General features: G+C 65.6%; 20 protein-coding genes and 2 pseudogenes. 8 read left to right on the plus strand and 14 right to left on the minus strand.

The window, feature by feature from the left end; all coding sequences use genetic code 11:
• Positions 1 to 960, minus strand: a complete 960-nt coding sequence (locus tag IPP28_01200; GenBank protein MBL0039671.1) for a hypothetical protein — start codon at positions 958 to 960, stop codon at positions 1 to 3.
• A gap of 120 nt (positions 961 to 1,080) precedes the next feature.
• Here IPP28_01200 and IPP28_01205 point away from each other — a divergent pair, with 120 nt between their 5' ends.
• Positions 1,081 to 2,484, plus strand: coding sequence for an SLC13/DASS family transporter (locus tag IPP28_01205; protein MBL0039672.1), 1,404 nt, complete (start codon positions 1,081 to 1,083; stop codon positions 2,482 to 2,484).
• Positions 2,485 to 2,487: 3 nt separating this feature from the next.
• Here IPP28_01205 and IPP28_01210 read toward each other — a convergent pair whose 3' ends face one another.
• From IPP28_01210 to IPP28_01220, 3 genes are all read right to left on the minus strand, one after another.
• Positions 2,488 to 3,438 (minus strand): sodium:calcium antiporter, encoded by a 951-nt coding sequence (locus IPP28_01210; protein ID MBL0039673.1) that lies wholly within the window; start codon positions 3,436 to 3,438, stop codon positions 2,488 to 2,490.
• A 114-nt stretch (positions 3,439 to 3,552) separates the two neighbouring features.
• Positions 3,553 to 5,283: a hypothetical protein gene (locus tag IPP28_01215; GenBank protein MBL0039674.1), complete on the minus strand. Its 1,731-nt coding sequence runs from the start codon at positions 5,281 to 5,283 to the stop codon at positions 3,553 to 3,555.
• 73 nt (positions 5,284 to 5,356) lie between these two features.
• Complete coding sequence (locus IPP28_01220; GenBank protein ID MBL0039675.1) at positions 5,357 to 7,966, minus strand: TonB-dependent receptor; 2,610 nt, start codon at positions 7,964 to 7,966, stop codon at positions 5,357 to 5,359.
• 417 nt (positions 7,967 to 8,383) lie between these two features.
• Between IPP28_01220 and IPP28_01225 the strand changes: the two genes are divergently transcribed.
• Positions 8,384 to 10,141, plus strand: coding sequence for an arginine--tRNA ligase (locus tag IPP28_01225; protein ID MBL0039676.1), 1,758 nt, complete (start codon positions 8,384 to 8,386; stop codon positions 10,139 to 10,141).
• Positions 10,141 to 10,719, plus strand: a complete 579-nt coding sequence (locus IPP28_01230; protein MBL0039677.1) for an SPOR domain-containing protein — start codon at positions 10,141 to 10,143, stop codon at positions 10,717 to 10,719. Before IPP28_01225 ends, IPP28_01230 begins: the two co-directional genes overlap by 1 nt.
• A gap of 46 nt (positions 10,720 to 10,765) precedes the next feature.
• Here IPP28_01230 and IPP28_01235 read toward each other — a convergent pair whose 3' ends face one another.
• From IPP28_01235 to IPP28_01255, 5 genes and pseudogenes are all read right to left on the minus strand, one after another.
• A complete protein-coding gene (locus IPP28_01235; GenBank protein ID MBL0039678.1) occupies positions 10,766 to 11,173 on the minus strand; it encodes an energy transducer TonB in 408 nt (135 codons plus the stop codon).
• A 106-nt stretch (positions 11,174 to 11,279) separates the two neighbouring features.
• Positions 11,280 to 12,626: a PQQ-dependent sugar dehydrogenase gene (locus tag IPP28_01240; GenBank protein MBL0039679.1), complete on the minus strand. Its 1,347-nt coding sequence runs from the start codon at positions 12,624 to 12,626 to the stop codon at positions 11,280 to 11,282.
• A 112-nt stretch (positions 12,627 to 12,738) separates the two neighbouring features.
• Positions 12,739 to 13,602, minus strand: a pseudogene (locus IPP28_01245) (NAD(P)-dependent oxidoreductase).
• Between the two features lie 2 nt (positions 13,603 to 13,604).
• A complete protein-coding gene (speA, locus tag IPP28_01250) occupies positions 13,605 to 15,491 on the minus strand; it encodes a biosynthetic arginine decarboxylase (protein MBL0039680.1) in 1,887 nt (628 codons plus the stop codon).
• Between the two features lie 109 nt (positions 15,492 to 15,600).
• Positions 15,601 to 16,416 (minus strand): hypothetical protein, encoded by an 816-nt coding sequence (locus tag IPP28_01255; protein MBL0039681.1) that lies wholly within the window; start codon positions 16,414 to 16,416, stop codon positions 15,601 to 15,603.
• A gap of 184 nt (positions 16,417 to 16,600) precedes the next feature.
• On the opposite strand from IPP28_01255, the gene speE reads away from it, so the two are divergent.
• Positions 16,601 to 17,455 carry a polyamine aminopropyltransferase gene (gene speE, locus IPP28_01260; protein ID MBL0039682.1) on the plus strand — a complete coding sequence of 285 codons (855 nt, stop codon included), beginning with the start codon at positions 16,601 to 16,603 and terminating at the stop codon, positions 17,453 to 17,455.
• Positions 17,456 to 17,472: 17 nt separating this feature from the next.
• Here the strand turns inward: speE and IPP28_01265 are convergent, their stop codons facing one another.
• Positions 17,473 to 18,813 carry a hypothetical protein gene (locus tag IPP28_01265; protein MBL0039683.1) on the minus strand — a complete coding sequence of 447 codons (1,341 nt, stop codon included), beginning with the start codon at positions 18,811 to 18,813 and terminating at the stop codon, positions 17,473 to 17,475.
• A complete protein-coding gene (locus IPP28_01270) occupies positions 18,810 to 19,148 on the minus strand; it encodes a P-II family nitrogen regulator (protein MBL0039684.1) in 339 nt (112 codons plus the stop codon). The genes IPP28_01265 and IPP28_01270 overlap by 4 nt, the downstream gene beginning before the upstream one ends.
• Positions 19,149 to 19,314: 166 nt before the next feature.
• On the opposite strand from IPP28_01270, the gene IPP28_01275 reads away from it, so the two are divergent.
• Complete coding sequence (locus IPP28_01275) at positions 19,315 to 19,566, plus strand: accessory factor UbiK family protein (protein MBL0039685.1); 252 nt, start codon at positions 19,315 to 19,317, stop codon at positions 19,564 to 19,566.
• Positions 19,567 to 19,752: 186 nt separating this feature from the next.
• Positions 19,753 to 21,266, plus strand: a pseudogene (locus tag IPP28_01280) (YifB family Mg chelatase-like AAA ATPase).
• Positions 21,267 to 21,293: 27 nt separating this feature from the next.
• On the opposite strand, the gene IPP28_01285 reads toward IPP28_01280, so the two are convergent.
• The gene (locus IPP28_01285; GenBank protein ID MBL0039686.1) at positions 21,294 to 21,791 is read right to left on the minus strand and encodes an acyl-CoA thioesterase; all 498 of its coding nucleotides are present in this window, start codon (positions 21,789 to 21,791) and stop codon (positions 21,294 to 21,296) included.
• 76 nt (positions 21,792 to 21,867) lie between these two features.
• On the opposite strand from IPP28_01285, the gene IPP28_01290 reads away from it, so the two are divergent.
• Together IPP28_01290 and IPP28_01295 are read left to right on the plus strand one after the other, a co-directional pair.
• Complete coding sequence (locus tag IPP28_01290; GenBank protein ID MBL0039687.1) at positions 21,868 to 22,278, plus strand: GFA family protein; 411 nt, start codon at positions 21,868 to 21,870, stop codon at positions 22,276 to 22,278.
• Entirely contained in the window at positions 22,275 to 23,045 is a 771-nt protein-coding gene (locus IPP28_01295; protein ID MBL0039688.1) for a DNRLRE domain-containing protein, read from the plus strand. Before IPP28_01290 ends, IPP28_01295 begins: the two co-directional genes overlap by 4 nt.
• Positions 23,046 to 23,049: 4 nt before the next feature.
• On the opposite strand, the gene IPP28_01300 is transcribed toward IPP28_01295, so the two are convergent.
• Both IPP28_01300 and IPP28_01305 read right to left on the minus strand, forming a co-directional pair.
• Positions 23,050 to 24,672 carry a hypothetical protein gene (locus IPP28_01300; protein ID MBL0039689.1) on the minus strand — a complete coding sequence of 541 codons (1,623 nt, stop codon included), beginning with the start codon at positions 24,670 to 24,672 and terminating at the stop codon, positions 23,050 to 23,052.
• A gap of 15 nt (positions 24,673 to 24,687) precedes the next feature.
• A complete protein-coding gene (locus IPP28_01305; GenBank protein MBL0039690.1) occupies positions 24,688 to 24,966 on the minus strand; it encodes a hypothetical protein in 279 nt (92 codons plus the stop codon).

A 24,966-nucleotide genomic window follows, 5' to 3' on the forward strand; every position in this document is an offset into this window, starting at 1 on the left:
TCATGCCGCCTTGGCCACCGGCTTTTGCGCCAGCGGCAGTTCGACGAAGAAAGTGGTGCCCTTGCCGACCTGGGACTTCACGCGGATCGCGCCACCGTGACCCTGGATGATCTTGTGCACGATCGACAGCCCCAGCCCGGTCCCTTCGCCCACCGGCTTGGTGGTGAAGAACGGATCGAAAATCTTCGGCAACACGTCGTCGGGAATGCCGGTCCCGGTATCTTCGAAACTGACCTCGACGAAGCTCGGCTTGGCGATCGAACGGATCGTCAGCGTGCCGGAGTCGCCCATCGCCTGCGCGGCATTGGTGATCATGTTCAGGAACACCTGATTGATCTGCGAGGGCATGCACTTCACCTTCGGCACGTCGCCGAGTTCCTCGACCACGGTGATGCGGTCGCGCAACTGGTGCCCGGCGATGGTCAGCGCACTGCGCACGCTGTCGTTGAGATCGATGGTGTCCATGCCGTCGCGATCGACGCGCGCGAACCCCTTGAGATTCAGCACCAGTCCACTCATCTGCTTCAGGCCGGTAGCGGAATCCTCGAGCAATTCGCGCGCCTCGTTCAGCGTCGTCGCCTTGGCCAGTTCGATGCGGGCCTTCTGGATCGCCGCCTTGGCGCGGTCGACCATCGACGCATCGAGTGACAGCATCAGGTCGACGCCGGTCATGACCTTGGTCACTGCCGCCTCGTATTCGCTGAGCAGGTCACTGACCACTTCGACATTGCTCTTGACGAAGCCGAGCGGCGTGTTGATCTCGTGCGCGACGCCGGCCACCATCTGCCCGAGCGACGCGAGCTTGGTCGTGTGGATGACTTGTGCCTGCGAAGCCTCGCGCTTCTTGGCCTCGTCCTCGCTGTTCGACATGCTGCCGCGCAATTTGCGCTCACGCAGGAAAAAGAACACGGCTGCCGCGAGAGCGAGCACGGTGGTGATTGCGAGTATTGCCGTCATCATGTCGCAGTGCGTCCCTCGCCGCCGGCCTGCGGCCTGAGGCAGTATAGCGATCGAAATCATTGTCGCCAGCGAGCTTGGCGGCCCTTGTCTCCGCATTCCTTGATCCAGTTGGCCGAATCGATGAACGAAGAAACTGCTGCGACCCCGGCGTCATTGCGCCGCTTGATGCTCTGGCTGGGACCGGCCGCAGGTGCAGCATTGGCCCTGTGGCTGCGTTCGCATGGCGACACCACGGCGCTGGCGGTCACGCTTGGCTGCCTGGTCTGGGTGGCGTTGTGGTGGCTGTTCGAACCGGTGCCGGCCGCCTTCACCGCATTGATTCCGATGAGTGTGCTGCCGATGGCCGGCGTGATCACGCCGAAGCAGGTGGCCGAAGCCTTCGGCAATGAATTGATCCTGCTGCTGATGGGCGGTTTCATGATGGCGGCGGCGCTCGAGCGCAATCATGCGCATCGGCGCCTCGCACTCGGCATGGTTCGTCTGTTCGGCGGTCACAGCGGCCGGCACCTGCTGTGGGGATTCGTGTTCGCGACCGGGCTGGTCAGCATGTGGATCAGCAATACCGCCGCGACGCTGATGATGTTGCCGGTGGCGATGGCCGTGCTTGAGGATTACCGCGACGAGCGCCTGCGCGTGCCGCTGATCCTCGGCATCGCCTATGCCGCCAGTGTCGGCGGCTGGGGCACGCCCATCGGCACGCCGCCGAACCTGGTGTTCATGCAGGTCTACGAGCAGACCACCGGCAGCCGCATGGGCTTCCTCGAATGGATGCGCTTCGGCGTCCCGATCGTGTTGTTGTTCCTGCCACTGCTGGCGCTGTGGCTGGGTCGCCATCTCGGTGGCTCACCGGCGGCGGAAGTGCCGCAGCTCGGACCCTGGCATCGCTCCGAACGTCGCGTGCTGATGGTGTTCGCGCTGATCGTCTTCGCCTGGATTTTTCGCAGCGAACCGTTCGGCGGCTGGACCGGCTACTTCGCGCTGCCCGGCGTCAACGACGCCAGCATCGCCTTGTTCGGCGTGTTCTTGATGGGCGTGATTCCGGACGGTCGCGGCAGCACCTTGCTCGACTGGCCGACTGCGGAGCGCGTGCCCTGGGCGGCACTGGTGCTGTTCGCGGGAGGCATCGCGCTGGCGACAGCGTTCCAGACCAGCGGCCTCGGCGACCGCATTGCCGGCCTGCTTGCGGCGTTGCGCGACTGGCCGGCCTGGCTGTTGATCGTCGGCGTGTGCCTCGGCGTCACCTTGCTGTCGGAGATCGCCAGCAATACCGCGACCGCGGTTCTGCTGATGCCGATCCTTGCCGCCACGGCCACCGCCAGCGGACTCGACCCGGCACTGCTGATGGTGCCGGCGGTGCTGGCCGCGAGCTGCGGCTTCATGCTGCCGGTCGCCACGGCGCCCAATCTGGTCGCGTACGGCACCGGCATGGTGCCGTTGCGGCGGATGATGCGCGAAGGCCTCGTGCTCGACTTGATCGGGGTCGCCGTGTTGTCCGGCGTCTGCATCGTGTTCTTCTGGCGCTGAGGCTCAAAAACGCGGCAGCAGCAACCAGAGCATCCAGCCGATGTAGGCCAGCACCAGCACCAGGCCTTCGCGCCGCGAGACCACGGCATCGCCCCGGATCATCGGGAAGAAGGCGATCGCGAACGCGAGCAGGGCGGGAATCTCGACATGCAGCAGCGACGTCGTCAACGCGATCGGACGACCCAGCGCGATCAGGCCGATGACCAGCAGCAGGTTGACCACGCTCGACGCCACCGCCGAGCCGACCACGACATTGCCATGTCCGCGTGCCGCGGCGACGACCGACGTGGCCAGTTCCGGCAAGGCTGCGCCGAGCGCCAGCACGCTCAGTCCGACCCAGAGTTCATTCATGCGGAAATGTGCGGCGATGTCGACCGCCGCGCCGACGCCGCGCCAGGCGCCGTAGCCGAGCAAGCCGAGTCCGATCACGATGCGCACGAGATTGCGCACGGCTTCGGTCTGGGTGTTCGCGGCGTAAGCCAGTTCCTTGCGCACCGCCTCCGGTTCCTGCACCGAGGCGCGCTTGACCAGCCAGCCGAACGCCGCAGCGGTGAGCAGCAACAGGCTGCCGTCGACCTGGCCCAGGGTGCCGTCCTGACCCATCAGCAGCAGGGCCGCAGTTGCGGCGATCAGGACCGGCAAGGCCACGCCCAACAGGCGAAAGCCGGTCGCGAGCGGCTTGACCAGGGCCGACACCCCGATGATCAGGCCGAGATTCGCGATGCAACTGCCGATCACGGTGCCCACCGCGAGCGCGTCGTGACCGCGCACGATGGCGGCCGTCGCAATCGCCAGTTCCGGCACCGAAGCACCCACCGCGACCACCGCCAACCCGGCGGAAAATCCGCCGACACCGCGACCTTGGGCCAGCCCGGACGCGCCTTTGATAAAGGCGTCGGCGCCGAACATCACCAGCACCAGGCCGAGCACCAGCAAACCGTATGTTTCGAGCATCGTCTCGACCGCAGAACGACAAGGCCGTGCAGGATAGCCGCGGCAGCACGCTCGCGGCAAAAACACGGGGCCGGTTGCCCGGCCCCGTGCGTCACGTCCCTGTCGACGCCCCGATCATTCGAGGGTGCCGTCCATCGTCCAGCCGCGCGCCCAGTCCGTCATCGGTCCGGCAAAGGCACCCTTGAAGCTGGTGCGATCGAAGAAGCTGTCATTCGGCACGGCGACGCCGGTGCCGAGCAGGATCGACGATGCCGACGGGAACCGGCCGCTCAGACCAAGTGCAGCGGCGCTGCCGTCGCTGTTCGCCGCCTGGCCGCGATACCAGGCGCTGACCAGGAAAGGTTCGCTGCCCGAATCTTCGAAGTTGCTCGTGCAACCCAGTGCGGCACCGCTCATCGTCAACACGCCGGTCGCGGTCGGAGTGGGCGCCGTGCCGCTGGCCGTGAAGGTCGCGTTGTCGTTGAAGTTCAGGCATTCCTGGCCGAAACCGGTGGCGACGATGTTGTAGAAATTGCCGCCGGAGCCGCGACGGATACGCACACCCTCGTTGCCGGATGCGACGCCGATCAGGGTCACGTTCGCGACTTTCGGTTGCGTGCGCGGCAGCAAGTCGAACGCATTCGGCTTGTTGTCGGACTCGACGCCGTTCGAATCGCTGGACGCGGTCGCAGTCTGCTTGCAGTAGGCGTACTGGATCTTGCCGGTATAGCCCTCGGCGAAATCGAGGCAATCGTCCTCGACGGCGGTGCCGACGACATGGGTCAAATTCACCGCGCCGCCGAACATCTCGAAGCCATCGTCCTTGCCGGCGTGCACGTGAACATGGTCGATGACCGTGCCACGACCGACCGCGAGCAGGGTCAGCGCATTCAGTTCCTCGTTCTCGCGGATGACCTGACCGGCGTAGCGGATTTGCACGTAGCGCAGCGCACCCGAGGAATCATTGTCGTCATTGCCGCCGAACGTGATGTTCGAATCGGCCTCGAACGCGCAGGGCGTGGCACCGGTGCAGCTGTTGTTGACGGCGTTGCCGGCGAGCACGAGCCCGGCCCAGGAACCCGGCACGTCGGTCGGTCCGGTGAAGATGATCGGCGCCGTGGCCGTGCCTTCGGCGTAGAGCTTCGAACCCGGCTGCACCACGAGATAGTCGATACCCTGGCCAATGCCCTGGATCGTCGTGCCCGGTTCGATCGTCAGCGTGCCCGGGTTGGCGTTGCGACCGCCACCCACGGCGGTCTTGCCGTTGATCAGGTAGGTCGCGTTGTTCGGCAGATGCATGTTGCCGGTGATGGTCGCCGGCAGGATGCAGGCACGCGGCAGGTTCTGCAGTTGCGTGGTGCCGTTCGGACAGGTGGTGAATTCGCTCTGGTAAGCGCAGGACGACGGGGCGCCGCCGGCACGCTCGAGGTCCATGTTGACGTTCTGCAGATTGCTGCCGACACCGGCGGTGAAGTCGAGCTTGACGTGATTGCAGCTGAGGAACTCGACATCGACCTTGCCCACGATGGTGCCGGTCGGTGCGGTGAAGGTGTTGCCGAAGCTGCCGCCACTGAAGCGGTAGACATCGACGCCGGTCTTCTTCACCTCGCGCTGGCTGAACGGCACATTCGCCAGCACCCATGAGGCATTGCCGTTGGCATCGTAGGTATAGAACACGATGCCCATGACGCCGCCGGTCGGCGTGGTCTGGAACCAGTCGAAGTTCACGCCGCGACCGGATTGCGCGGCATTGAAGTAGGTGCCTTCGAACTGTTCATCGACAACAAGTGCGGCATTCGCGCTGGACGCGATCAAGGCAGTGGCGATGGCGAACGCGAGGGCGCGTGCAGAAGTGGCGAGACGCATGGAGTGCTCCGTGGAAGGGTGGGCGCACCTTAGGCAGCCGCGATGGCGGCGCTGTTGCACTCAGGCTGCAGACTTATGACTGTGGACGCCATTCCAGCGTCAGGCCGAGCTCGCGCCCGCGCCGGAATTCGCGGGTGATCTCGTCGCCCTGGGTGAATTCGACCTTCGGATCGAGCAGGTTGCGCAGTCGCAGCTTGAGCGTCCATTCCGGGTCGAACTGCTTGCGCAGGTTCAGGTCGAGGGAATGGAAGTCCTGCTCGTAGATGTCCGGCGCGCCGAACACGCCGACCTGCGAGATGCGTCGGCCGAACACGTTGTACAGCAGGGTCGCTTCGAGACTGTTGTCGGGCTTGCGGTAGCCGAGCTGCAGGTTCGCGACGAAGGGCGACTGACCCTGCATCGGGCGCTGGTCATTGGTCTGGATATCGTTGATGCCACCGAGGTCGATCTCGGAATCGATCCAGGCGTAATTGGCCGCCGTGTAGAAGTTCGTCCAACGCTCGCCGACGAATTCGAGGCCGCGGAAATAGTCGAGCTCGATGCCGCGATTGCTCGCCGAATCGGCATTGGCCAGCGACAGCAGGTTGCCGGTGCCGGGCACCTGGATCTTCTCGATCGGGTCGCTGAAATCCTTGAGGAACAGCGCCGCCGAGAACGATTCGCTGTAGGAGAAGTAATACTCCCAGCGCAGGTCGAGGTTGCGGATCGACGTCGGCTTGAGGTCCGGGTTGCCGATCGTTTCCAGATCCAGCAGCGGGTCGGTGTAGGGCGCTGGCGACAGTTCGCGAAAATCCGGGCGCGACAGCGTCTCGCTGTAGCCGAGTCGCCATTGCGCGGCATCGGAATACAGCCAGGTGAAGGCCGCGCTCGGCAGCAAGTCGCGGGTCGAGATGCTGGACACGATCGGTGTGGCCGACAGGTTGCCCAGCGCATACGTGCTGACCGACTGGTCGTTGGCCTCGTGGCGCAGGCCGAGCGTGAATCGGTAGGCGCTCTTCCAGTTCAGGTCGGCGGCGACAAACAGCGCGTCGAGATCCTGCTCGGCATCGTAATTGTCGGTGCCGCGGGTGATCTCGCGCAGCTGGAAGCCATCGGCACCGATCGTGCCCGGCGTGAACACCTGGTCCGGCGTGGCGCCCGAGATCACGACCGGATCGTTCGCGAGCGCGCCGACGCCGCCGAACTCGAACCGGCGGATCTCCGAATCGCGTTCGCGGCGCAACAGCGCGCCACCGGCGCTGAGGTCGAGATAGGTCTCGTCGGTCAACATCAGCGGCAGCTTGAACGCGAAGCTGAAGTCCCGGCTGTCGTCGGTCAGGTCCGAGAACACGGTCGAATTGCTGTCCGAGCGCCGCGAGAACTGGAATTGCTGGCTGCTGTTGTTGCGGTCATAGCGATAGCTGCGCGTGTTCGGCGATTCGCGCGAGGCCCGGGCCAGCGTGGACTGCCAGTTGAGGCTCAGATCGCGCGCGCCGGGGAAGCGGTGCTCGCCCGCGAACTGCGTCGCCAGCAATTCGTTCTCGATCCATTCCAGGTTGTAGAAGCGCGACACGTCTTCCGGGTCTTCGCTGTAACCCTCCGAGATCTTCGCCTCGTCCTCGCTCGAGCGCAGCAGCATCGTGGTGTTCTTCAGGCGATGGTTCTCGCTGACGTCGGCGCCCAGGGACAGGAAGCTCGACAACTCGGTGTTTTCGCTGGAGCGCGCGACATCGAGACCGCTCGACTGCACCAGCGCGCCATCGCCGAGCACGGCGAAACTGTTGCGAGCCTCATCGACATGGTCGAGCGTGTTCGCGTAGCGCACGGCGCCGAGCACGCCGACCGGGATGTCGCCGAATTTGAAACTGTTGCCGATTGCGCCGCTGAAGCCGCTGTTCGGCTTCAGGTCGCGCGTGCCAACGGCGTAGCCTTGACCGGCCAGCGCTTCGCCGAATCCTTCGAGTTGGGTCGCGGTGAAGCCGTTCGGATTCGTCGGCGAGGCCGGACGCAGGATCGTGCCGTCCGCGATCGCCGTGGCCAATGCATCCGGCATCGCGCGTGCGCCATCGTCGAAGCCGGTCCAGTCGCCGGCACCGCCGTCGTAGCCCAACCCGTCCGCGAAGCTCGCGCCGCTGTCATAACCCAGACCCAGGCCCAGCTTGGCGACAAAGCCGGTCGGCACGCCGCGCGTGCGCAGTTGCACGCTGCCGCCACCGAATTCGCCGGGCATGTCGGCGCTGTAGGACTTCTGGATGACCACGCCTTCCAGCAACTCGGTCGGAAAAAGGTCGAGCGGCACGACACGGCGCGTCGGGTCCGGGCTCGGAATCTGCGCGCCGTTCAACAGCACGCTCGAGTAGCGGTCGCCCAGCCCGCGTACGAACACGTACTTGCCGTCGACCACCGACAGGCCGGTGACGCGCTTCAGGGTGCTTGCCGCATCGGCATCACCGGTGCGCGCGATCTGCTCGGCGCTTACTGCTTCGGTGACGGCGGCCGTGGCGCGACGTTCGTCGGTGTAAAGCTCCTGACCGCCCTCGGTGTAGCTGCCTTCGACTTCGACCCCGGACAATTCGGTGGTTTCGTCGCCGTCGGGCACCGGCTCGGTCGGGGTGTCCTGGGCTTGCAGGGGTGATGCCAGTGCAGTGGCGATCAACAGCGGCAACAAGGCGACCCGGGGTCGCAGCATCGGTTCGGATTTCATCGGGGAGCTTCCGCAAACAGGGAGGGGCGCGCGGGTCCGTTGCGCATGGCGGCGCAAACTAGGTCAGCGCGGTGACCACCCCGTGACGCAAAAGCTGCAGCGATGTTGCAGCGCCACTTACCCACAGATCGCCCGGCCGCGGCGGGTTTACCGGACGAAGTTCATGACGGATTGATAACAATGTTGCATATTGTTGTTTTGTAAACATATTTGTATGAATTCACGGATCCGCTTGCGCCGCGGCTGCGGAGCTGCTCCCGCCCGCGCAGCGATGGCCGCCGGGTTTGACCCACAGAGTTATCCACAGGGCCGAAGGACGCCTGAACCGTGCCCGCGCGCCGCCCGGGATCACGCCTGTCTGCAATCTGGCGTGGCGACTACACTACGCGGCCTTTTTCACTGATCCCGGGCTCTTCCGTGAAACACATCCTGACCGGCCTCGTGCATGGCGCACTGGACCAATTGCGCGCCGATGGCCGCATCGTGCTCGACGCCCTGCCCGAGATCACCTTCGAGCGCACCCGCGCCAAGGAATTCGGCGATTTCGCCTGCAACATCGCGATGCAGCTGGCCAAGCCGCTGGGCCGCAAGCCGCGCGAGATCGCCGAATGGATCGTCGCCACCCTGCCCGCGCATCCTTCGCTGGCGAAAGTCGACATCGCCGGTCCGGGGTTCCTGAATTTCTTCGTGACCAGCGCCACGCTGCAGCAGGTGGTCGCGCGCGTGCTCGACGACGAGCGCTACGGTTTCGCGCCGAAGCACTCGCGCGAATCGGTGCAGGTCGAGTTCGTCTCGGCGAATCCGAACGGTCCGCTGCATGTCGGCCACGGCCGCGGCGCGGCCTACGGCTCGACGCTCGCGAACTTGCTGGAAGCTGGCGGTTACCAGGTCAGCCGCGAGTACTACGTCAACGATGCCGGGCGGCAGATGGACATCCTCGCCATCTCGGTCTGGCTGCGTTATCTCGAACTCGGCGGCGAGACCATCCGCTTCCCGGACAACGGCTACAAGGGCGACTACGTGCGCGGCATCGCCCGCGACCTGCGCCTGGCCGCGGGCAGCGAACTGCACCACCCGATCGCGACCGTGTTCGCCGACATCCCGGCCGACGAAGGCCAGGGCGGCGACAAGGAGCAGCACGTCGATGCGCTGATCGTGCGTGCGCGGCAACTGCTCGGCGACGCGAACTATCGCCGCCTGTTCGAAGCGGGCCTGAAGGCCTGCCTCGACGACATCAAGCAGGACCTCGGCGAGTTCCGCGTCGTCTACGACCAGTGGTTCTCGGAGCGTTCGCTCACGACGAGCGGCGCCGTGCAGCGCGCCATCGACGTGCTCACCGAGAAAGGCCACATGTACGAGAAGGACGGCGCGCTGTGGTTCCGCGCCACCACCTTCGGTGACGAGAAGGATCGTGTCGTGCGCCGCGACAACGGCGCGACCACGTATTTCGCTTCCGACATCGCCTACCTGCTGAACAAGTTCGATCGCGGCTACGACCGCGCGATCTACGTGTTCGGCGCCGACCACCATGGCTACGTCGCGCGCTTGAAGGCGGCGGCGCAGGGGCTCGGCGTGGACCCGGATCGTCTGGAGATCAAGCTGGTCCAGTTCGCGATCCTGTTCGAGGGTGGCGAAAAGGTGCAGATGTCGACGCGTGCCGGCCAGTTCGTCACGCTGCGCGACCTGCGTCGTGAAGTCGGCGTCGATGCCGCGCGTTTCTTCTACGTGATGCGCAGCCACGACCAGCACCTCGACTTCGACCTCGATCTGGCGCGCTCGCAGTCGGTCGACAATCCGGTCTATTACCTGCAGTACACGCATGCGCGCCTCTGCGGCCTGTTCCGCCAGGCCGTAGAGAAATCGTTGCCTTACGACGAAGCCACGGCGCGAGCCTCGCTGGAACTGCTGAGCGAGCCGCAAGCCCAGGCCCTGCTCGAACAGCTCGACCGCTTCCCGGAGGACCTGCGCGGCGCGGTCGAGATCCGCTCGCCGCATCTCGTGGTCGCGGCACTGCGTGAACTCGCGGCGCGTTACAACGCCTTCTACAACGGCCATCACTTCCTGGTCGATGACGCCGCGCAGCGCTGCGCCCGTCTCGCGCTGGCCGCATGCGTGCGCCGCGTGCTCGCGAACGGGCTCGGCATCCTCGGCGTGTCCGCACCGGAGACGATGTGATGGCGAAGCGCGGTTCGCAAGCGACGATGCGTTCGGGCGGTGGTGGCAGCAAGCAGATCCCGTGGTGGATCTGGTTCCTTGGCGGCCTGTTTTGCGGTCTCGGACTGTCGGCGCTGGTGCTGATGAAGCAATGGGCGCCGCAGTTGCGCGATGGTGTCGCAGCAGCCCCGGCACCGGCCGCCCCGACCGACGCACCCGCGCCGGCAGAGGACAAGCCGAAGTACGACTTCTACAGCGTGCTGCCGGAGATGGAAGTGGTGGTGCCGGATGCCGAAGTGAAGTCGGCCGCGAATGCCCCGGCCGCGACGCCCGCGACGCCGAATGCCGGCGGTGCGCAACGCTACATGCTGCAGGCGGGCTCGTTCCGGACCAGCACCGATGCCGATGCGCTCAAGGCCAAGCTGACCCTGATGGGCGTCGGCGCCACGGTCTCGGTGCAAGCCGTGAATGTCAATGGCACCGAATACTTCCGCGTCCGCCTCGGTCCGTTCGCGGACCTGCGCGGCGTCGATGGCGCCAAGCGCACGCTGGAATCGAACGGCATCAGCGCGATCGCGTTGCGCGAGAACGCGCCTTGATTTGATGTGGGAGCTGGTCGCGAGAGTCGCGAGCCGGGGCTCGCTCCTACAGTTGGGCGATGGTTTCGGTCAACGAGTAGGTGACGCTGACCACGGCGACGCCGGCGGAAACGGGCGTGTCGCCGTGCATCGGACAGAAGCGCACCGACTTCGATTTGGCACCGGCGGTCGCGGCGCGGTCCAGCACGCTGGAGCCGCTGCCTTTGACCAGCGCGACGCGTTGCGCCGAGCCCTGATCATCCAGCACCAGCTTCAGGGTCACCGTGCCGTGTTCGCGATTGCGCCGCGCCTGCGCCGGATAGCGCCAAGGGTGCTGCGGATCGACCCGCGACTTGGTCGCGAGCGTGATGCCGGGCTGCGGCGAGTCCGGGCAAGGCACCACGGTGGTCAGGGTTTCAGCGCTGGCTGCGCCGACCAGCAACAGTGCGGTCAGGCCCGCGACGACATGCTTCATCTTCGATCTCCCGGGCCGGACTGCGGCCTGCGGGATCGAAACTAAGCGCGTTCTCCCACAGCGGCAAGACCACTGTCATACGGGTGTCACAGAACTGTGGGCCGGACTATTCGAAGCTGTCTTGGAAGACCGTGTCGGCCCCGGCTGCGCTGCTGAAGCGAAACGTGCCGCTGGACTGCGTCGCGAGATAGAGATTGCCCGCGAGATCTTCACCGAAGCTGATCGGGTTGCCCGCCGCGAGCACCGGCGCCGTCGGTCCCGTCGCCCAGCGTACGGCACTGAAGCCGGATGGTGCGGCTCCATCGGGCTTGCCGAAAAAGATTTCCCTGGAGCAATAGTCGGCGTAGACGATCATGCCGCGAAACTCGATGATCGGGCCGCGATAACGGTATCCGCCGGTAATCGAGCACTTGCCGGACGCGGGCGCGACCGAACCATGGCTGTAGTCGAGAATCGGCAGCACACCGAAGGCGCACGATCCCACGCTGCCGCCGGGAAAACTCTGGCGTCCCTCACAACTGCTCCAGCCCAGATTCTGCGGACCCGCTCCGGCTGCAATCAGATCGACCTCTTCCCAGCTGTTCTGGCCGACGTCACCGACGAGCATGTCGCCAGTCTGACGATCGAAACTGAAACGGAACGGATTGCGCATCCCGGTGTGATAGATCTCGTCGCAGGTGCTGGATGTGCCAACGTGCGGATTGTCGGCGGGAATCCGGTACTGGGCAGTCTGTCCGGTCGTCGTGCCGCACATTTCGGCACTGGCATTCGCTGTGGTGCCGTCGACATCGATGCGCAGGATCTTTCCAAGCAAGGCGTAGTTCGGCGGCGTACCCGGTGCACAGTTCGCCGGGGTGAAGTCCGCAGGCTTGCGCCACAGGCATTGCGCGAAACCGTGCGGATTGTTCTGGGGCCCGCCATCTCCCATGGAAATGTAGAGATATCCGTCCGGGCCGAACTGCAATGCGCCGCCGTTGTGATTCGCGGCCATGTCCCCGATCGTGACCAGCACGCGGCGCGTCAGTGGATCGACGACGTTGGTCGTCGGCGGCGACGCGGTGTATTCCACGGTGAGTTGATCGGCCGAACTGCCGATGTTGCTGCCGCCCGCGGCGCGCGTGTGCTGCACGTAGAAGCGGCCATTGCTGGCAAAGTCCGGATGCAGCGCGATGCCCAGAAGCCCCTGTTCGCTGGCCGTGCTTACCGGGACCGAGAGCAGCGGCGTCGCGTCCACGGTGTCGGTACCGCTGCGGTAGATGTAGATGTTGCCCGTGCGCGAGACCACGAACAGTCGTCCGGTGCCGTCGTTCGGTTGGGCGAATGCGATGGGTTGCGCGACGCCCGGCAGGTTGAGTTGCGTCAAGGCGAGATCGGCCGGCACCGTCTGCGCATTCGCGACAAACGATCCGGTCAGTGCAGCAAGAATCAGGACGATGCGTGCACACGACGACATGGTGTTGCTCCAACTCCGAACCGCAGCGATCTGCCGCAGTAATGACGCAAGTCTAACGAATCTCACAAATTGCAACGTGCGCCGAGTCGCATCACGTCCCTGGACTGCCGCGTCAGCCGCGCCGTTTCAGGCGGATCAGGCCCGAGGTGTCGTCGTCGCCGCGGCCTTCGCTCATCAAGCTGGCGTAGTTCGCCAGCGACAGGTCGACGATGTCGTGGTTCACGCCGGCGGCGATGGCGAGTTCGCGCACGATCTTCAGGTCCTTGTGCAGCAACTGCAGCTTGAAGCCGACCGCAAATTCGTCGCGCAACATGGTCGCGCCGCGCTTGTCCATGAACCAGTTCGCGGCCGCACCAGCGCCGAGCGTCGGCAACAGCTTGTCGGCATCGAGGCCGAGCGCTTCGCCGAGTGCCAGGCCTTCGCAGACGGCTTGCGCGATGCCGGCGACCAGCACCTGGTTCACGGCCTTGGTGTTCTGTCCTTGGCCGACTTCACCCATCAAGGTGATCTTCACCGCGAACGCGTCGATTGCCGGCCGCACGCGCTCCAGCGTCGCCGCATCGCCGCCCGCCATCACGCTGAGCTTGCCGTTCTTCGCGCCTTCGACACCACCCGACACCGGCGCATCGATGAAGTCGGCGCCGACTGCACGCAGGATTCCGGCCACCTGGCGGGCGCTGGTGGACGCAATCGTCGACGTGTCGACCAGCACGAAGCCCGGCTTCGCACGCATCGCCAACGCTTCGGCGAGTGCAAGCACATCGCTGTCCGCGGTGACGCAGCTGACGACGACATCGCAGTGCGCAGCAAGCTCGCCGGCATCAGCGAACGCGCGTACGCCCGCATGCTCGGCGGCGAAGCGCGCCGCTTTCTCGTGGGTACGGTTCGACACGGCAACGAGCAGGCCGAGCCGATGCAGATGCCCGGCCATGGATCCACCCATCGCACCCAGACCGACGAATCCAATCCGAAGCGTGCTCATGCGTGCGGCGTCTCTTCCAGATAAGTGTAGGCGGTGAGCCCGGCTTCGAGATCGGCCGCGATGCGGCGCGCGAATTCACTGTCGATGTTCGCCTGCGCGACCTTGGCCGCGAACGCCGCACGCAGGTCGTCGGCGTCGAAACCGACATAGCCGAGCACGCGGTCGCAACTGTCGCCGCGACGTGCATTCGACAGCGTGAAGCCGGCGCCATCGACGCGCACATCGACGGTGTCGGTGTCGCCGAACAGGTTGTGGATGTCGCCGAGCGTCTCCTGATACGCGCCGACCAGAAAGAAGCCGAGGCGATAGCTCTCTCCCGCGCGCAGCGGATGCAGCGGCAGGCTGGCATCGACACCTTCGGAATCGACGTACTGGTCGATGCGGCCGTCGGAGTCGCAGGTCAGGTCGGCGATCACGCCGTGGCGCGTCGGCTGCTCGTCGAGGCGCTCGATCGGCACGATCGGGAACACCTGGTCGATCGCCCAGATGTCCGGCATCGACTGGAACACCGAGAAGTTGACGAAATACTTGTCGACCAGCTTCTCGTTCAACTCGTCCAGCGTTTCCCGGTGCGAACGTTCGTCCGCCTTGAGCAGGCCGCGCACGCGGTGCGCGATGGCGTAGTAGAGCGCGTCCAGCGCAGCGCGCTCGGCCAGCGCGATCTCGCCATGTGCATACATGGCCTGACCCTCGGCGAGGTAATGCTGCGCTTCCTGGTACAGCTCCAGCGCCGGGCGCGCGTCGAGCGCGGCATGGATCTCGCGCAGGTGACGCATCGGCAAGGGCTCCTTCGCCGCCAGCGCCGGCACGCGGCCTTCCGGTGCGGTCTCGACTTCGCTGACGTTGGCGACCAGCACCGCATGATGCGCGGTCATCGCGCGACCGGCCTCGGTGATCAGATGCGGTGCGCGGATGCCGTGTTCGCGACAGGCGAGGGCGACCGGCTCGACGATCGTCGCGGCATATTGTTCGAGGCCGTAGTTGATCGAGCAGAAGCTGCGCGAACGGGTGCCTTCGTAGTCGACGCCGAGGCCGCCGCCGACATCCATGTAGCGGATGTCGAAGCCGAGCTTGTGCAACTCGACGAAGTAGCGCACCGCCTCGCGCATGCCGCCAGCGATGTCGCGCACGTTCGAGAGCTGCGAGCCCATGTGGAAATGCACCAGCTTGAGTGCATGCCGCAGGCCGGCCGCATCGAGATCGTCGAGCAGTTCGGTGAGTTGTCCCGGCGACAGGCCGAACTTGGCCTTGGCGCCACCGGTGTTCTGCCACTTGCCGGCGCCGATGGTGGCGAGGCGCATGCGCACGCCGAGCAGCGGATCGACGCCGAGGTCGCGCGCTTCCTCGATCACGAGCTTCAGTTCGCTCGGCTTCTCGATGACGATGAACACGTCCAGCCCGAGCTTGCGACCGATCAGTGCGAGGCGGATGTATTCGCGGTCCTTGTAGCCGTTGCAGACGACGATGCCGCCCTTGGACAGCGCCAGCACCGCGATCAGCTCCGGCTTCGAGCCGGCTTCGAGACCGAAGCCTTCGCCGCCGCTCGCCGCGAGTTCGCCGGCGACGCTGTGGTTCTGGTTGACCTTGATCGGGAACACGGCGGTGTAGCCGCCATCGAATTCGGTGTCGCGCATCGCCTTCGCGAACGCCGCCTGCATGCGCGACCGCTTGTGCGACAGGATGTCGTTGAAACGCACCAGCAGCGGCAGTTTCAGGCCCTGCGCTTCGGCCGCAGCCACCACCTCGGGGATCGCCAGCGCTGTGCCCTGGGGACCCTGCGGCTGCACTTCGATGCGACCTTGGGCGTCGACATCGAAGTAACCTTCGCTCCAGTGCGCGATCGAATACGTATGCCGCGCCCGCTCAATCGTCCAGTCGCCCATTGCTGACTCCACAAGCAGCGGCAAACCGGCCGCCCCGGCCCGAGGGGCGCGTAGTGTAGCGATCAGCGTGCGGCGTCGGGTCCGCGGTCGACGCAGGCGTGACGACTGTTCAGGATGCGCGACGTGCCGCCATCAGGCCGAGCGCCAGCATGGCCGCCGCAAGCAGGATCAGACCCTCGCGCGGCAGCATCGGCACCGGCACCTTCGGTCCCGAGGCGCCGCCGGTGGCCGGCGGCAGTGCCGCCGATCCGAAACCGTCGACGTACACGTAACCGGCATGGCCGCCGAGCGAGCAGTCGGCCGCAATCACCGTCAACTCGATGCTCTCGCCGACCGCATCCGCCGGCAGCACTGCGTCGACGTCCTGGAACGGCAGATACTTCCAGCTGCCGCTGCCATTGAGGAAGTTCGCGTCCGGCTGGCCCGAATATGCGATCTTCTCGAACAGGATGCTGTTGTCGGAGACGCGCCGGATCGCGACGTAGAAGTACGGCTGCTGTTCCGGCGAATGGCCGGGGTCGTCCATTACCGGCGCATAGGCAAATCGGATGTGCGGCAGTCCATCGGCCGGATCGATGTCGGCATTGGTTACCTGCACGGTCTGCTTCAGGGTGGTGATCAAGGCGCCGGTGTTTTCATCATTGATCTTCGCGGTGTGCTGACCGATGCGCGCAAGCACGATGTCCGGTGCGTTCGCGTCGGTGATCGCCCCGACCACCGAGGCCGGGCCGGGCGAACTGCCGCTGATCTGGATATTGGCCGCCGTGAACGGTGGCGCGCCAGTCAAACCGGGATTGCTGCCGCCGCCGATCGTCCAGCCCGACAAGTCACCCTGCTCGAAGCCGCCGTTCTGGAACTGTGCATGCGCCAACGGGGCGGATAGGACGGCAAGGACGGTGACGCAGGCAAGACTGAGCGATTTCATCGGAGACTCCGGAACAGGGATGGGCAGCGGACGGACCGCAGGCTGCGCACGATAGGTGGCCAGTCCCATTCCACCCACCCCGCAAACACGGGGGGGCGCCCGATTCAGGGTCGCGACGGCAAAGCACCGGGCGCGTCGCTACAATGCGCGCCCCCTTCGCCCTGCCGGACACGGAGTTCGCCCCATGAGTCTCGATTCGAACTGGTTCTCGGAGCCGCACGAGCTTGCGGGTTCGGCCATCTCGTTCCGCATCAAGCGCAAGCTGGCGGAGGAACAGACGCCGTTCCAGAAGATCGAGATCTACGAAACCACCGATTGGGGCAACCTGATGGTGATCGACGGCTGCGTGATGCTCACGACGCGCGACAACTTCCTCTATCACGAGATGATGTCGCACCCGGTGCTGTTCACGCACACCAGCCCGAAGCGCGTCGTCATCATCGGTGGCGGCGACTGCGGCACGCTGCGCGAAGTGCTCAAACACCGCGAAGTGGAATCAGTCGTGCAATGCGACATCGACGAGCGCGTGACCCGTCTCGCCGAGCAGTACTTCCCCGAACTCTGCGATTCGAACGCCGACCCGCGCGCGAAGCTGATGTTCGACGACGGCATCGCCTACATGAAGAACCTCGACGCCGAATCGATCGACGTCGTGATCGTCGACTCGACCGATCCGATCGGCCCGGCCGAGGGCCTGTTCAACGAGGCCTTCTACCAGAGCTGCCTGCGCGCGCTGCGTCCGGGCGGGATCCTGGTGCAGCAGAGTGAGTCGCCGCTGGTCCACAACGACCTGACCAAGGCCATGCGCAACGCGATGAAGAACGCCGGCTTCGCGCACCTGCGCACGCTGCCGTTCCCGCAGCCCTGTTACCCGACCGGCTGGTGGAGCTGCACGATGGCGCGCAAGCACCTCGACCTGAACACCTTCCGCGAACGCGGCGCCGCGACCAAGCAATTCCCGACGAAGTACTACAACGCCGAGACCCACAAGGGCGCGCTGGCGATGCCGAACTTCCTCGGCGAGTTCCTCGGCGAGTAAGCGGCTTCAAGTCGACGCTACTTCCAGAACGGGATGCGGTAGTCGGATCGCATGCGCTTCCATTCGACTTCGCGCAACGTCGGCTGCCAGTGCAGTTCGACGACATGGCGTCCGCGGGCGAGTTCGGCGATGTCGACCATCGCCATCACGCCGCGCACGCCGGTGTCCGGATCGATATAGACACTGTAGTCGACCTGCTTTGGGGTCACGCCGTCGATCTGCAGATGATGCAATCGTGCGAGGCATTCGAGTCGCGCCGACAGGTCGGCATCGATGAACGTCGCATCTTCGGTATCGTCCGCTGCCGTCGCCGGTGGCACCAGCGCGAGTGCCGGACAGTCGGTGTCAATCGCCTTGCCGTGGCGTCCGGCATCAAACGGCAGGTAGACGCGCATCCACGCGTCCTGAGGCCGCAGCGATTCGATGTAAGGGTCCAGTCGCGCCGCTTGCCCTGCATTGCGCTGGTCGAGGTAGTGGAACGGCTGGACGACCAGGCCCGATCTTGCAACGGGCAGTTGAGCGTAGTCGCCGATCGCCGATCCGGTGCTGCGGGACTTCATCTGCAACACCACGACAAACATCAGTCCGGTCAATGCCGTCAAATAGATCGCGAGCACGCGGACGGTGCCGAGCCGTGTCATCAGCGTATTCATCAGCACGGTGGTCACCGAGGGCGAGACCGTGCTCCGATAGACGCGATACGTCGCGGCGACGATCCTGGCCACGCGATTCGTTGCGGCCAGCTTCGCACCGAACAACTTGTCGATCACGATCGCGATGACGAGCGGACCGAACATCAAGCCGATGACCCATAGCGACCAATTGAAGTCGTGCTGGCCAAACCTGGACTCGGCGATGAAATCGAGCGCAAAGGCCGGGACGGCGATGGCCGCGGTGATCAGTGCACCCATGACCGTGATCGCACCCAGCGCGAAGATCGTGGTCGCCAGGTTGTCGAGTCGATCGATCACTTGGGTCAGGGAGGGCAGCTCAAGCGCGACCCGGCGACCGATCGGGCCGCCGCGCAGCTTGCTGACATCTGGACCGTCCGGATACATCGAACGCACACCGACTGCGGCGATCCAGGCCGCACGCACCAGCAAGTGCAGGATGAAGGTGGCCAACAATGCGTACAGCGCGGCGCCGAGGTACATCATCAACATGCGCGCAAGGAACGCGTAGTCGCTGCCAAGGCGCGCAAACAGGGGCTCGGCGGCCTCATACAAATACGCCGGCGCCTGCATCAACCCGAATACCGTCGCACCCGACAGCAGCAGCTCCATTTCCCAGGTCGGCGTGGTCTTGGCCGGGATGGCGTCCGGCGTGCCAGCGTCCTGCTGCGGATCGGCCGTGCTCACAACGCGTCGCCGTCCAGTTCTCCAGTGCGGATGCGCACGACGCGATCGAGTTGATAGACGAAGATCTTGCCGTCGCCGATCTTGTTCGTGTTCGCCGCCTGCATGATGGCCTCGACGGCGCGATCGCACTGGTCGTCGGGAACTGCGATCTCGACCTTGATCTTGGGCAGGAAATCGACCACGTATTCGGCGCCGCGATAGAGCTCGGTATGGCCCTTCTGGCGTCCGAAGCCTTTCACCTCGGTGACGGTGATGCCGGTCACGCCGAGTTCGGCCAGCGCTTCACGCACGTCGTCTAGCTTGAATGGCTTGATGATGGCCATGATCATCTTCATGCGCGGAACTCCGTTGGACCGCGCGAGCTTAGCGGCAGCGCGGGCGCGACGGCGATGCCCGCGCCATTCCATGCCTTTGCGACATTTCCTAGGCACAATCCGGAAACCGCCCGAGGCGGAGCGCATCGTGCGCCCCCTAATCTGACGGCCATCGAGGAGGCAAACCATGATCAATGTCCGGGCCATCGACGAACTCGCACAGCGTCTCGCGACGCTGGTTCCGCCGGGATTCGACGCCGCGAAGGATGATCTGGCGAAGACCTTCCGCGCCACCCTGCAATCCGGCCTGGAACGGCTGAACCTGGTGACGCGTGAGGAATTCGACGTGCAGCGGCTGGTCCTGCTGCGCAGCCGCGAAAAACTGGAGGCACTGGAGAAGCGCCTTGCCCAGTTCGAAGCGGAACAGCGTTCGCCTTGACCTCGACCGTCAGCGGGCAGCGTCGGCCTCCCCCGGGGCCGTAGGCGGAACGGACTCTGCCGCCCGTGTTGTTTCAACGCCGCATCCTGCGGCGTTTTTTTTCGGAGCGATGAGGCTCATGCCGTACACGACCGTTCGCCACAACACCCAGGGACGCTGCCCGGTCGCGCGGCGCGGGAGGGCGGCATGAGCCTCGCCATCGTGCATGCGCGTGCGGCGCTCGGCGTCGAAGCGCCGCGCGTCAACATCGAGGTGCATCTGTCGGGCGGCTTGCCCGGTACGAATATCGTGGGCTTGCCGGAAGCGGCAGTGCGCGAGAGTCGTGACCGCGTGCGCTCGGCGCTGTTGAACGCGAATTTCGATTGGCCGCAACGCCGGATCACGATCAATCTGGCGCCCGCCGACCTTCCCAAGGAAGGGGCACGCTTCGATCTCGCGATCGCGCTCGGCATTCTCGCGGCCTCCGGCCAGGTGCCGATCGACGTGCTCGACGACTACGAGTTCTACGGCGAACTCGCACTCTCCGGGGAACTGCGCGCGATCCACGGCCTGTTGCCGGCGGTCATCCAGGCGACGCGCAACGGCAAGGCGGTGATCGTGCCCGCGGCCCTGGCCGACGAGGCGGCGCAAGTCCCGGATGCGAGAGTCTTTGCGGCCGACCACCTGCTCGCGGTGTGCGCGCATCTGCGCGGCGACGAGGGACTGTCGCGCTGCGTCGCGACACCGATCGCGCCGACCCTGGCCAGCGTGCCCGATCTCGCCGACGTGATCGGCCAGGCGCATGCGCGGCGTGCGCTCGAAATCGCCGCGACGGGCGGCCACAACCTGCTCTTCATCGGCCCGCCCGGCACCGGCAAGACCATGCTCGCATCGCGCCTGCCCGGCATCCTGCCGCCGATCACGCATGCGGAGGCGATGGAAACGGCAGCGATTGCGTCGCTGTGCGGGCTCGACATCGCCACCGCGTTGTCGCGCCGACCCTTCCGCGCACCGCACCATTCGGCCAGTGCGGTCGCACTGGTCGGGGGCGGCTCGGTGCCGCGTCCGGGCGAAGCGTCCTTGGCTCACCACGGCATTTTGTTCCTGGACGAACTCCCGGAGTTTGATCGGCGCGTGCTCGAATCGATGCGCGAGCCGATCGAGTCCGGGCGAATCCTGATTTCGCGCGCGACCCGCCAGGCCGAATTCCCGCGCGCTTCCAGCTCGTCGCCGCGATGAACCCCTGCCCGTGCGGCTATGCCGGAGATGCATCGGATCGCTGCCGCTGCTCCGCGGACCAGATCGCGCGTTATCGCGGCCGTGTCTCCGGCCCCCTGCTCGATCGCATCGATCTGCATGTGGAAGTGCCGCGCCTGCCGATCAGCGACTGGCGTGATGCCGGACCACGCGAATCCTCGGACACGGTGCGCGCGCGGGTCGTGCAGGCACGCGGCCGCGCCCTCGCACGGGCCCAGGTCTGCAATGCGCAACTCGGTCCGAATGAACTGAAGCAGCATGCCGCACTCGGCGAACACGAGCGCGCGCTGCTGGAGAAAGCGGTCGACCGCCTTGGATTGTCGGCGCGCGCGCATCAGCGCATCCTGCGCGTGGCGCGCACGATTGCCGATCTCGAAGGCACCGAACGCATCGTCGCCGCGCACCTGATGGAAGCGATCGGGTATCGCCGGCTGGATCGACAGGTTGTGACGGCTGCCGCTTGATGCAGCGCGGCGGTTGCCGCTTGCAGATCAGTCGGCGGGTGAATGGAAGCGGGCGAGGAAGCTGCGGCGTTCGGCTTCGATCTGCTTGCGCATCGCCATCATGCGCAGTGCATAAGCCGAAAGCTCGCGTTCTTCGTCGGTACCCGGGGCATAGGCGGGCACGGCGACCGGTTGCCGCGATTCGTCGATCGCGACGAACACCATCAGGCAATGCGTCGTGCGCTCCGCGCGTTCTGCGGTAGCGTCGCGCGCCGCGACATCGACCGCGACATGCATGCTGGTGCTGCCGGTATGCACGATCTGCGCATTCACTTCGACGATCTGGCCGACCTGGATCGGCCGCTCGAACTGGATGCCGCCGACGTAGACGGTGACGCAGTAACGTCCCGACCATCCTGCCGCACAGGCGTAGCCGGCCTGGTCGATCCATTTCATTACCGCGCCCCCATGCACCTTGCCGCCGAAGTTCACGTCGGTGGGCTCGGCGAGGAAGCGGAAGGTCACGTCACGTTGGCTGCCGGACATCGGAAACTCCATTGCGCAAGGCGGGATCAACCGGCACGCTAGCGACTTCCTGCGTGACTGCCAACGGAGTCGTTCGATGCCCTCGCCTGCAACGGCCCAAGGCGGCTGCCTCTGCGGTGCCACGCGCTTCGACTTCGATCTGCCGACGAAGTGGGTCGCGCATTGTCATTGCACGATGTGCCGACGCGCGCATGGTGCGGCCTTCGTCACCTGGGTCGGCGTCGAGGCCACACAGTTCCGCTGGATCTCCGAGGCGCAGCTGCAGTGGTACGCCTCTTCTCCCGGCGCCGAACGCGGCTTTTGCGGCCGCTGCGGTTCACCGATCGCATTCCGGTCCGATCGCTGGCCCGGTGAAATTCATCTCGCCCGAGCCTTGGTCGAGGACGAACTCGATCGTGCGCCGCAGCTGCATGTCTTTCATGACCACCACGTCCCATGGGTCCGCCTTGGCGATGACCTGCCCCGCAAAGGAAGCCTGTCGACATGAAAACGCTGATGCTCGCCTTCGCCGTGATCGTCGCCAGCGGCGCGGCCCGCGCGGACACGTTGATGCTGGAACCGGTTGCGGATGCGACCCTGTTCCAGATCAGTGCCGGTGACCCGGAGACCGCCGACAGCCAGGGCCCGCATCTGTTCGTCGGACGTATCGCCCAAGGACTGCGGCGGCGCGCATTGCTGCGCTTCGATCTCGGCGCATTGCCGGCCGGCGCGATCATCGACAGCGCGCGGCTCGAACTCTCGGTATCGCGGACGATCAGCGGCAGCGTCAACGTGAATCTGCATCGCATGACCTCGGCCTGGACCGAAGGCAGTGCGGACGCCGGCACGCCGGGCGGCCAAGGCACGACACCCGGCACGAACGACCCGACCTGGTCCTCGAGTGCCGCACCCGCCACACCCTGGACGACGCTCGGCGGCGACTTTGCCGCAACCGTCAGTGGTGCCCTCACGCTCGACGCCGAGGGTCGCTACCTCATTCCCGCCAGCGCCGGCATGCTCGACGACCTCGGCCTCTGGATCAACGACGACGGCACCAATTTCGGCTGGGCCCTGGTCAGCGACGAAGCCCAGTCGCCGCCCACCGCCAAGCGACTCGAATCCGCCGAAGCGGGCAACGCCAGCACGCGCCCGTTGCTGGTCATCGACTACCGCCTGCCGCCGCGCGTGCCGGTGCCGGCGCTCGGCGCGGTCGCGACGCTGCTGCTCGTGCTGGGCATAGGGGCGGCGACGCGCTGGACCGCAGGCCGCCGCTGACCCGTCACTGCACCTGCGCCGCCTCCAGCCGCGCGAGGCGGTCGGCCAGCGCCGACAGCTGCGATTTCAGCGTCGCGTTTTCGGCCTCGAGTTTCGCGTTCAAGCCCTGAATCGCGGCCAGCGCCACGCCGTCGGCGTCGACCGTGCCGATCGACTTGCCATCGCCGGCCAGACCAAACGCCGCCTTGAAGTCTTCCGCCATCGGGCCGAGGTGCTTGCCTTCGGTCGAGTGCTTGTATTGCCACGCGCTGATCGGCAACGCCACCAGCTTGTCCAGAACAATCGCCGGATCGATCGGCGCGATCCGTTCCTTGTAATCGCGCGATGACGCATTGGTCCAGACCCCGCCATTGCTGAGTGACGCGGTTCCGCCCGCGCCGCCGGCCACCGCCAGGCGGTTGCTGCCGGTGGTCAGACTGACGGCATTGAAAAGCAGCGTGCCGCTGCCGTCGATGACGTAGGCGAGGTACTCCTTGCCCGAGCGCGTGACCAGTCTCAGATCGAAATCTGCATCACCCGACGTCGAACGCGCCGCCAGGGTCACGTCGTCGTTGGCCGACGCCGGCGTCGAATCATTGAGATGGAACCCGCCATCGGCGCGGATCAGGAATTGATTGGCGCCGCTCGACGTAAAGCCCTGAATGCGCGAATCCGCCCACACAAAGGTGCCTTCGTCGCCGCAGGTGCCGGTCCCGCCGCAAGTGGCAACCACTTCACCCGTGTCGATCGGACCACGCACACGTGCGCCTCGCCCCGCAGCGAAACTGTGGTCGCCATTGGCCTGATTGCTGCGGCCGCCGGGAACCGTCGCGTAGTCGCCCGCGGCGCTGTTGTTGGCACCGCCCGACACGGTGCCGTAGCCGTTATCGGAGCCGCCCGCGACGTTGCCGTAACCGCCGCCGACCACGGTGCCGTAGTCGAACGCGTAATTGCCGTAGCCGCCGGCCACAGTTGAATACTGCGCGTTCACCGGATCGCCGTCGTCATTGCCGACGTGATTGTTGAGGCCACCCGCGACCGTGCCGTAGTGCTCCGACACCGTGTTCGGCGCGGAAGACATCGGGTCGTCCTGGCCACCGCCCAGAATGCTCGCGCCAATCGCGCCGGCGGTGATCGCATTGGTCGATCCGCCGAGCAACACATTGGTGCTGAAGGCGGTCGGCTTCCACAATCGCGCCACGCGTGTGTTCGAGGAGCGCAGATCAAGCGGGACGGCATCGGTATTTCCGAGGAAGTTCGTGCCAGAGACATTGCCGCTGTTGCCGGTAGTGTCCCAGCACACGCCCGCAAGCACGGCCTTGGCATCGAACGATGTCGGTTCACCAAGTGCAACGAAACTGCTGCCGCCTTGACCGACTTCGGTCTTCAGCTTGAGCGTGCCGAATTGCGTGAGATCCAGGCCGAAGTCGACGTCGAGGGCGAACGCTCCGTTCTTCACCTCGACACCGCTGAAAGTGAGCGGATAGGCGAGCGACTTCGCGCCGCCAGCGTCGAGCAGACTCAAGCGGATGTCGTAGCGGCCGTTCGCAGGCACGCCGCCATCATTCAGCGTGCCACGATAGGTCCAGGGCGCGGCCTGGGCAGAAGCGCCGAGCGCGAGAAGGATGCAGAAGGCAATGCGTTTCATCGGGGATGCTCCTGATTATTCGAAGCTGTTCTTGAAGATGTCGGCCGCGGTCGCGCAGACCGCCGTCGTCGATTTCGCGAGGTCGCTGACGGCGAGTCGTGCATCCAGGCTGAAACGATCGCCGCGCTGCGTGTCGTCGCCCTGTTCCAATTCGGCCTTCAGCGTGAATCGACCGTCGCTGCTTTCGACGGCGCCTTCGACCAACCCGCCGTCGCCGCTGAAACGCGACGGTTCACTCGCCAGCACGGATGTCGGCGCGGCGAGCATCGCGATGACCATCGTCATGGCACGCAT

It is taken from the genome of Lysobacterales bacterium, assembly GCA_016721845.1.
GTDB lineage: Bacteria > Pseudomonadota > Gammaproteobacteria > Xanthomonadales > Ahniellaceae > JADKHK01.

What these genes read in the sequence shown, in the direction of transcription:
- IPP28_01200 (MBL0039671.1), bottom strand. Translation starts at nt 960, where the DNA reads ATGATGACGGCAATACTCGCAATCACCACCGTGCTCGCTCTCGCGGCA.
- IPP28_01205 (MBL0039672.1), top strand. Translation starts at nt 1,081, where the DNA reads ATGAACGAAGAAACTGCTGCGACCCCGGCGTCATTGCGCCGCTTGATG.
- IPP28_01210 (MBL0039673.1), bottom strand. Translation starts at nt 3,438, where the DNA reads ATGCTCGAAACATACGGTTTGCTGGTGCTCGGCCTGGTGCTGGTGATG.
- IPP28_01215 (MBL0039674.1), bottom strand. Translation starts at nt 5,283, where the DNA reads ATGCGTCTCGCCACTTCTGCACGCGCCCTCGCGTTCGCCATCGCCACT.
- IPP28_01220 (MBL0039675.1), bottom strand. Translation starts at nt 7,966, where the DNA reads ATGAAATCCGAACCGATGCTGCGACCCCGGGTCGCCTTGTTGCCGCTG.
- IPP28_01230 (MBL0039677.1), top strand. Translation starts at nt 10,141, where the DNA reads ATGGCGAAGCGCGGTTCGCAAGCGACGATGCGTTCGGGCGGTGGTGGC.
- IPP28_01235 (MBL0039678.1), bottom strand. Translation starts at nt 11,173, where the DNA reads ATGAAGCATGTCGTCGCGGGCCTGACCGCACTGTTGCTGGTCGGCGCA.
- IPP28_01240 (MBL0039679.1), bottom strand. Translation starts at nt 12,626, where the DNA reads ATGTCGTCGTGTGCACGCATCGTCCTGATTCTTGCTGCACTGACCGGA.
- speA (MBL0039680.1), bottom strand. Translation starts at nt 15,491, where the DNA reads ATGGGCGACTGGACGATTGAGCGGGCGCGGCATACGTATTCGATCGCG.
- IPP28_01255 (MBL0039681.1), bottom strand. Translation starts at nt 16,416, where the DNA reads ATGAAATCGCTCAGTCTTGCCTGCGTCACCGTCCTTGCCGTCCTATCC.
- speE (MBL0039682.1), top strand. Translation starts at nt 16,601, where the DNA reads ATGAGTCTCGATTCGAACTGGTTCTCGGAGCCGCACGAGCTTGCGGGT.
- IPP28_01270 (MBL0039684.1), bottom strand. Translation starts at nt 19,148, where the DNA reads ATGAAGATGATCATGGCCATCATCAAGCCATTCAAGCTAGACGACGTG.
- IPP28_01275 (MBL0039685.1), top strand. Translation starts at nt 19,315, where the DNA reads ATGATCAATGTCCGGGCCATCGACGAACTCGCACAGCGTCTCGCGACG.
- IPP28_01285 (MBL0039686.1), bottom strand. Translation starts at nt 21,791, where the DNA reads ATGTCCGGCAGCCAACGTGACGTGACCTTCCGCTTCCTCGCCGAGCCC.
- IPP28_01290 (MBL0039687.1), top strand. Translation starts at nt 21,868, where the DNA reads ATGCCCTCGCCTGCAACGGCCCAAGGCGGCTGCCTCTGCGGTGCCACG.
- IPP28_01295 (MBL0039688.1), top strand. Translation starts at nt 22,275, where the DNA reads ATGAAAACGCTGATGCTCGCCTTCGCCGTGATCGTCGCCAGCGGCGCG.
- IPP28_01300 (MBL0039689.1), bottom strand. Translation starts at nt 24,672, where the DNA reads ATGAAACGCATTGCCTTCTGCATCCTTCTCGCGCTCGGCGCTTCTGCC.
- IPP28_01305 (MBL0039690.1), bottom strand. Translation starts at nt 24,966, where the DNA reads ATGCGTGCCATGACGATGGTCATCGCGATGCTCGCCGCGCCGACATCC.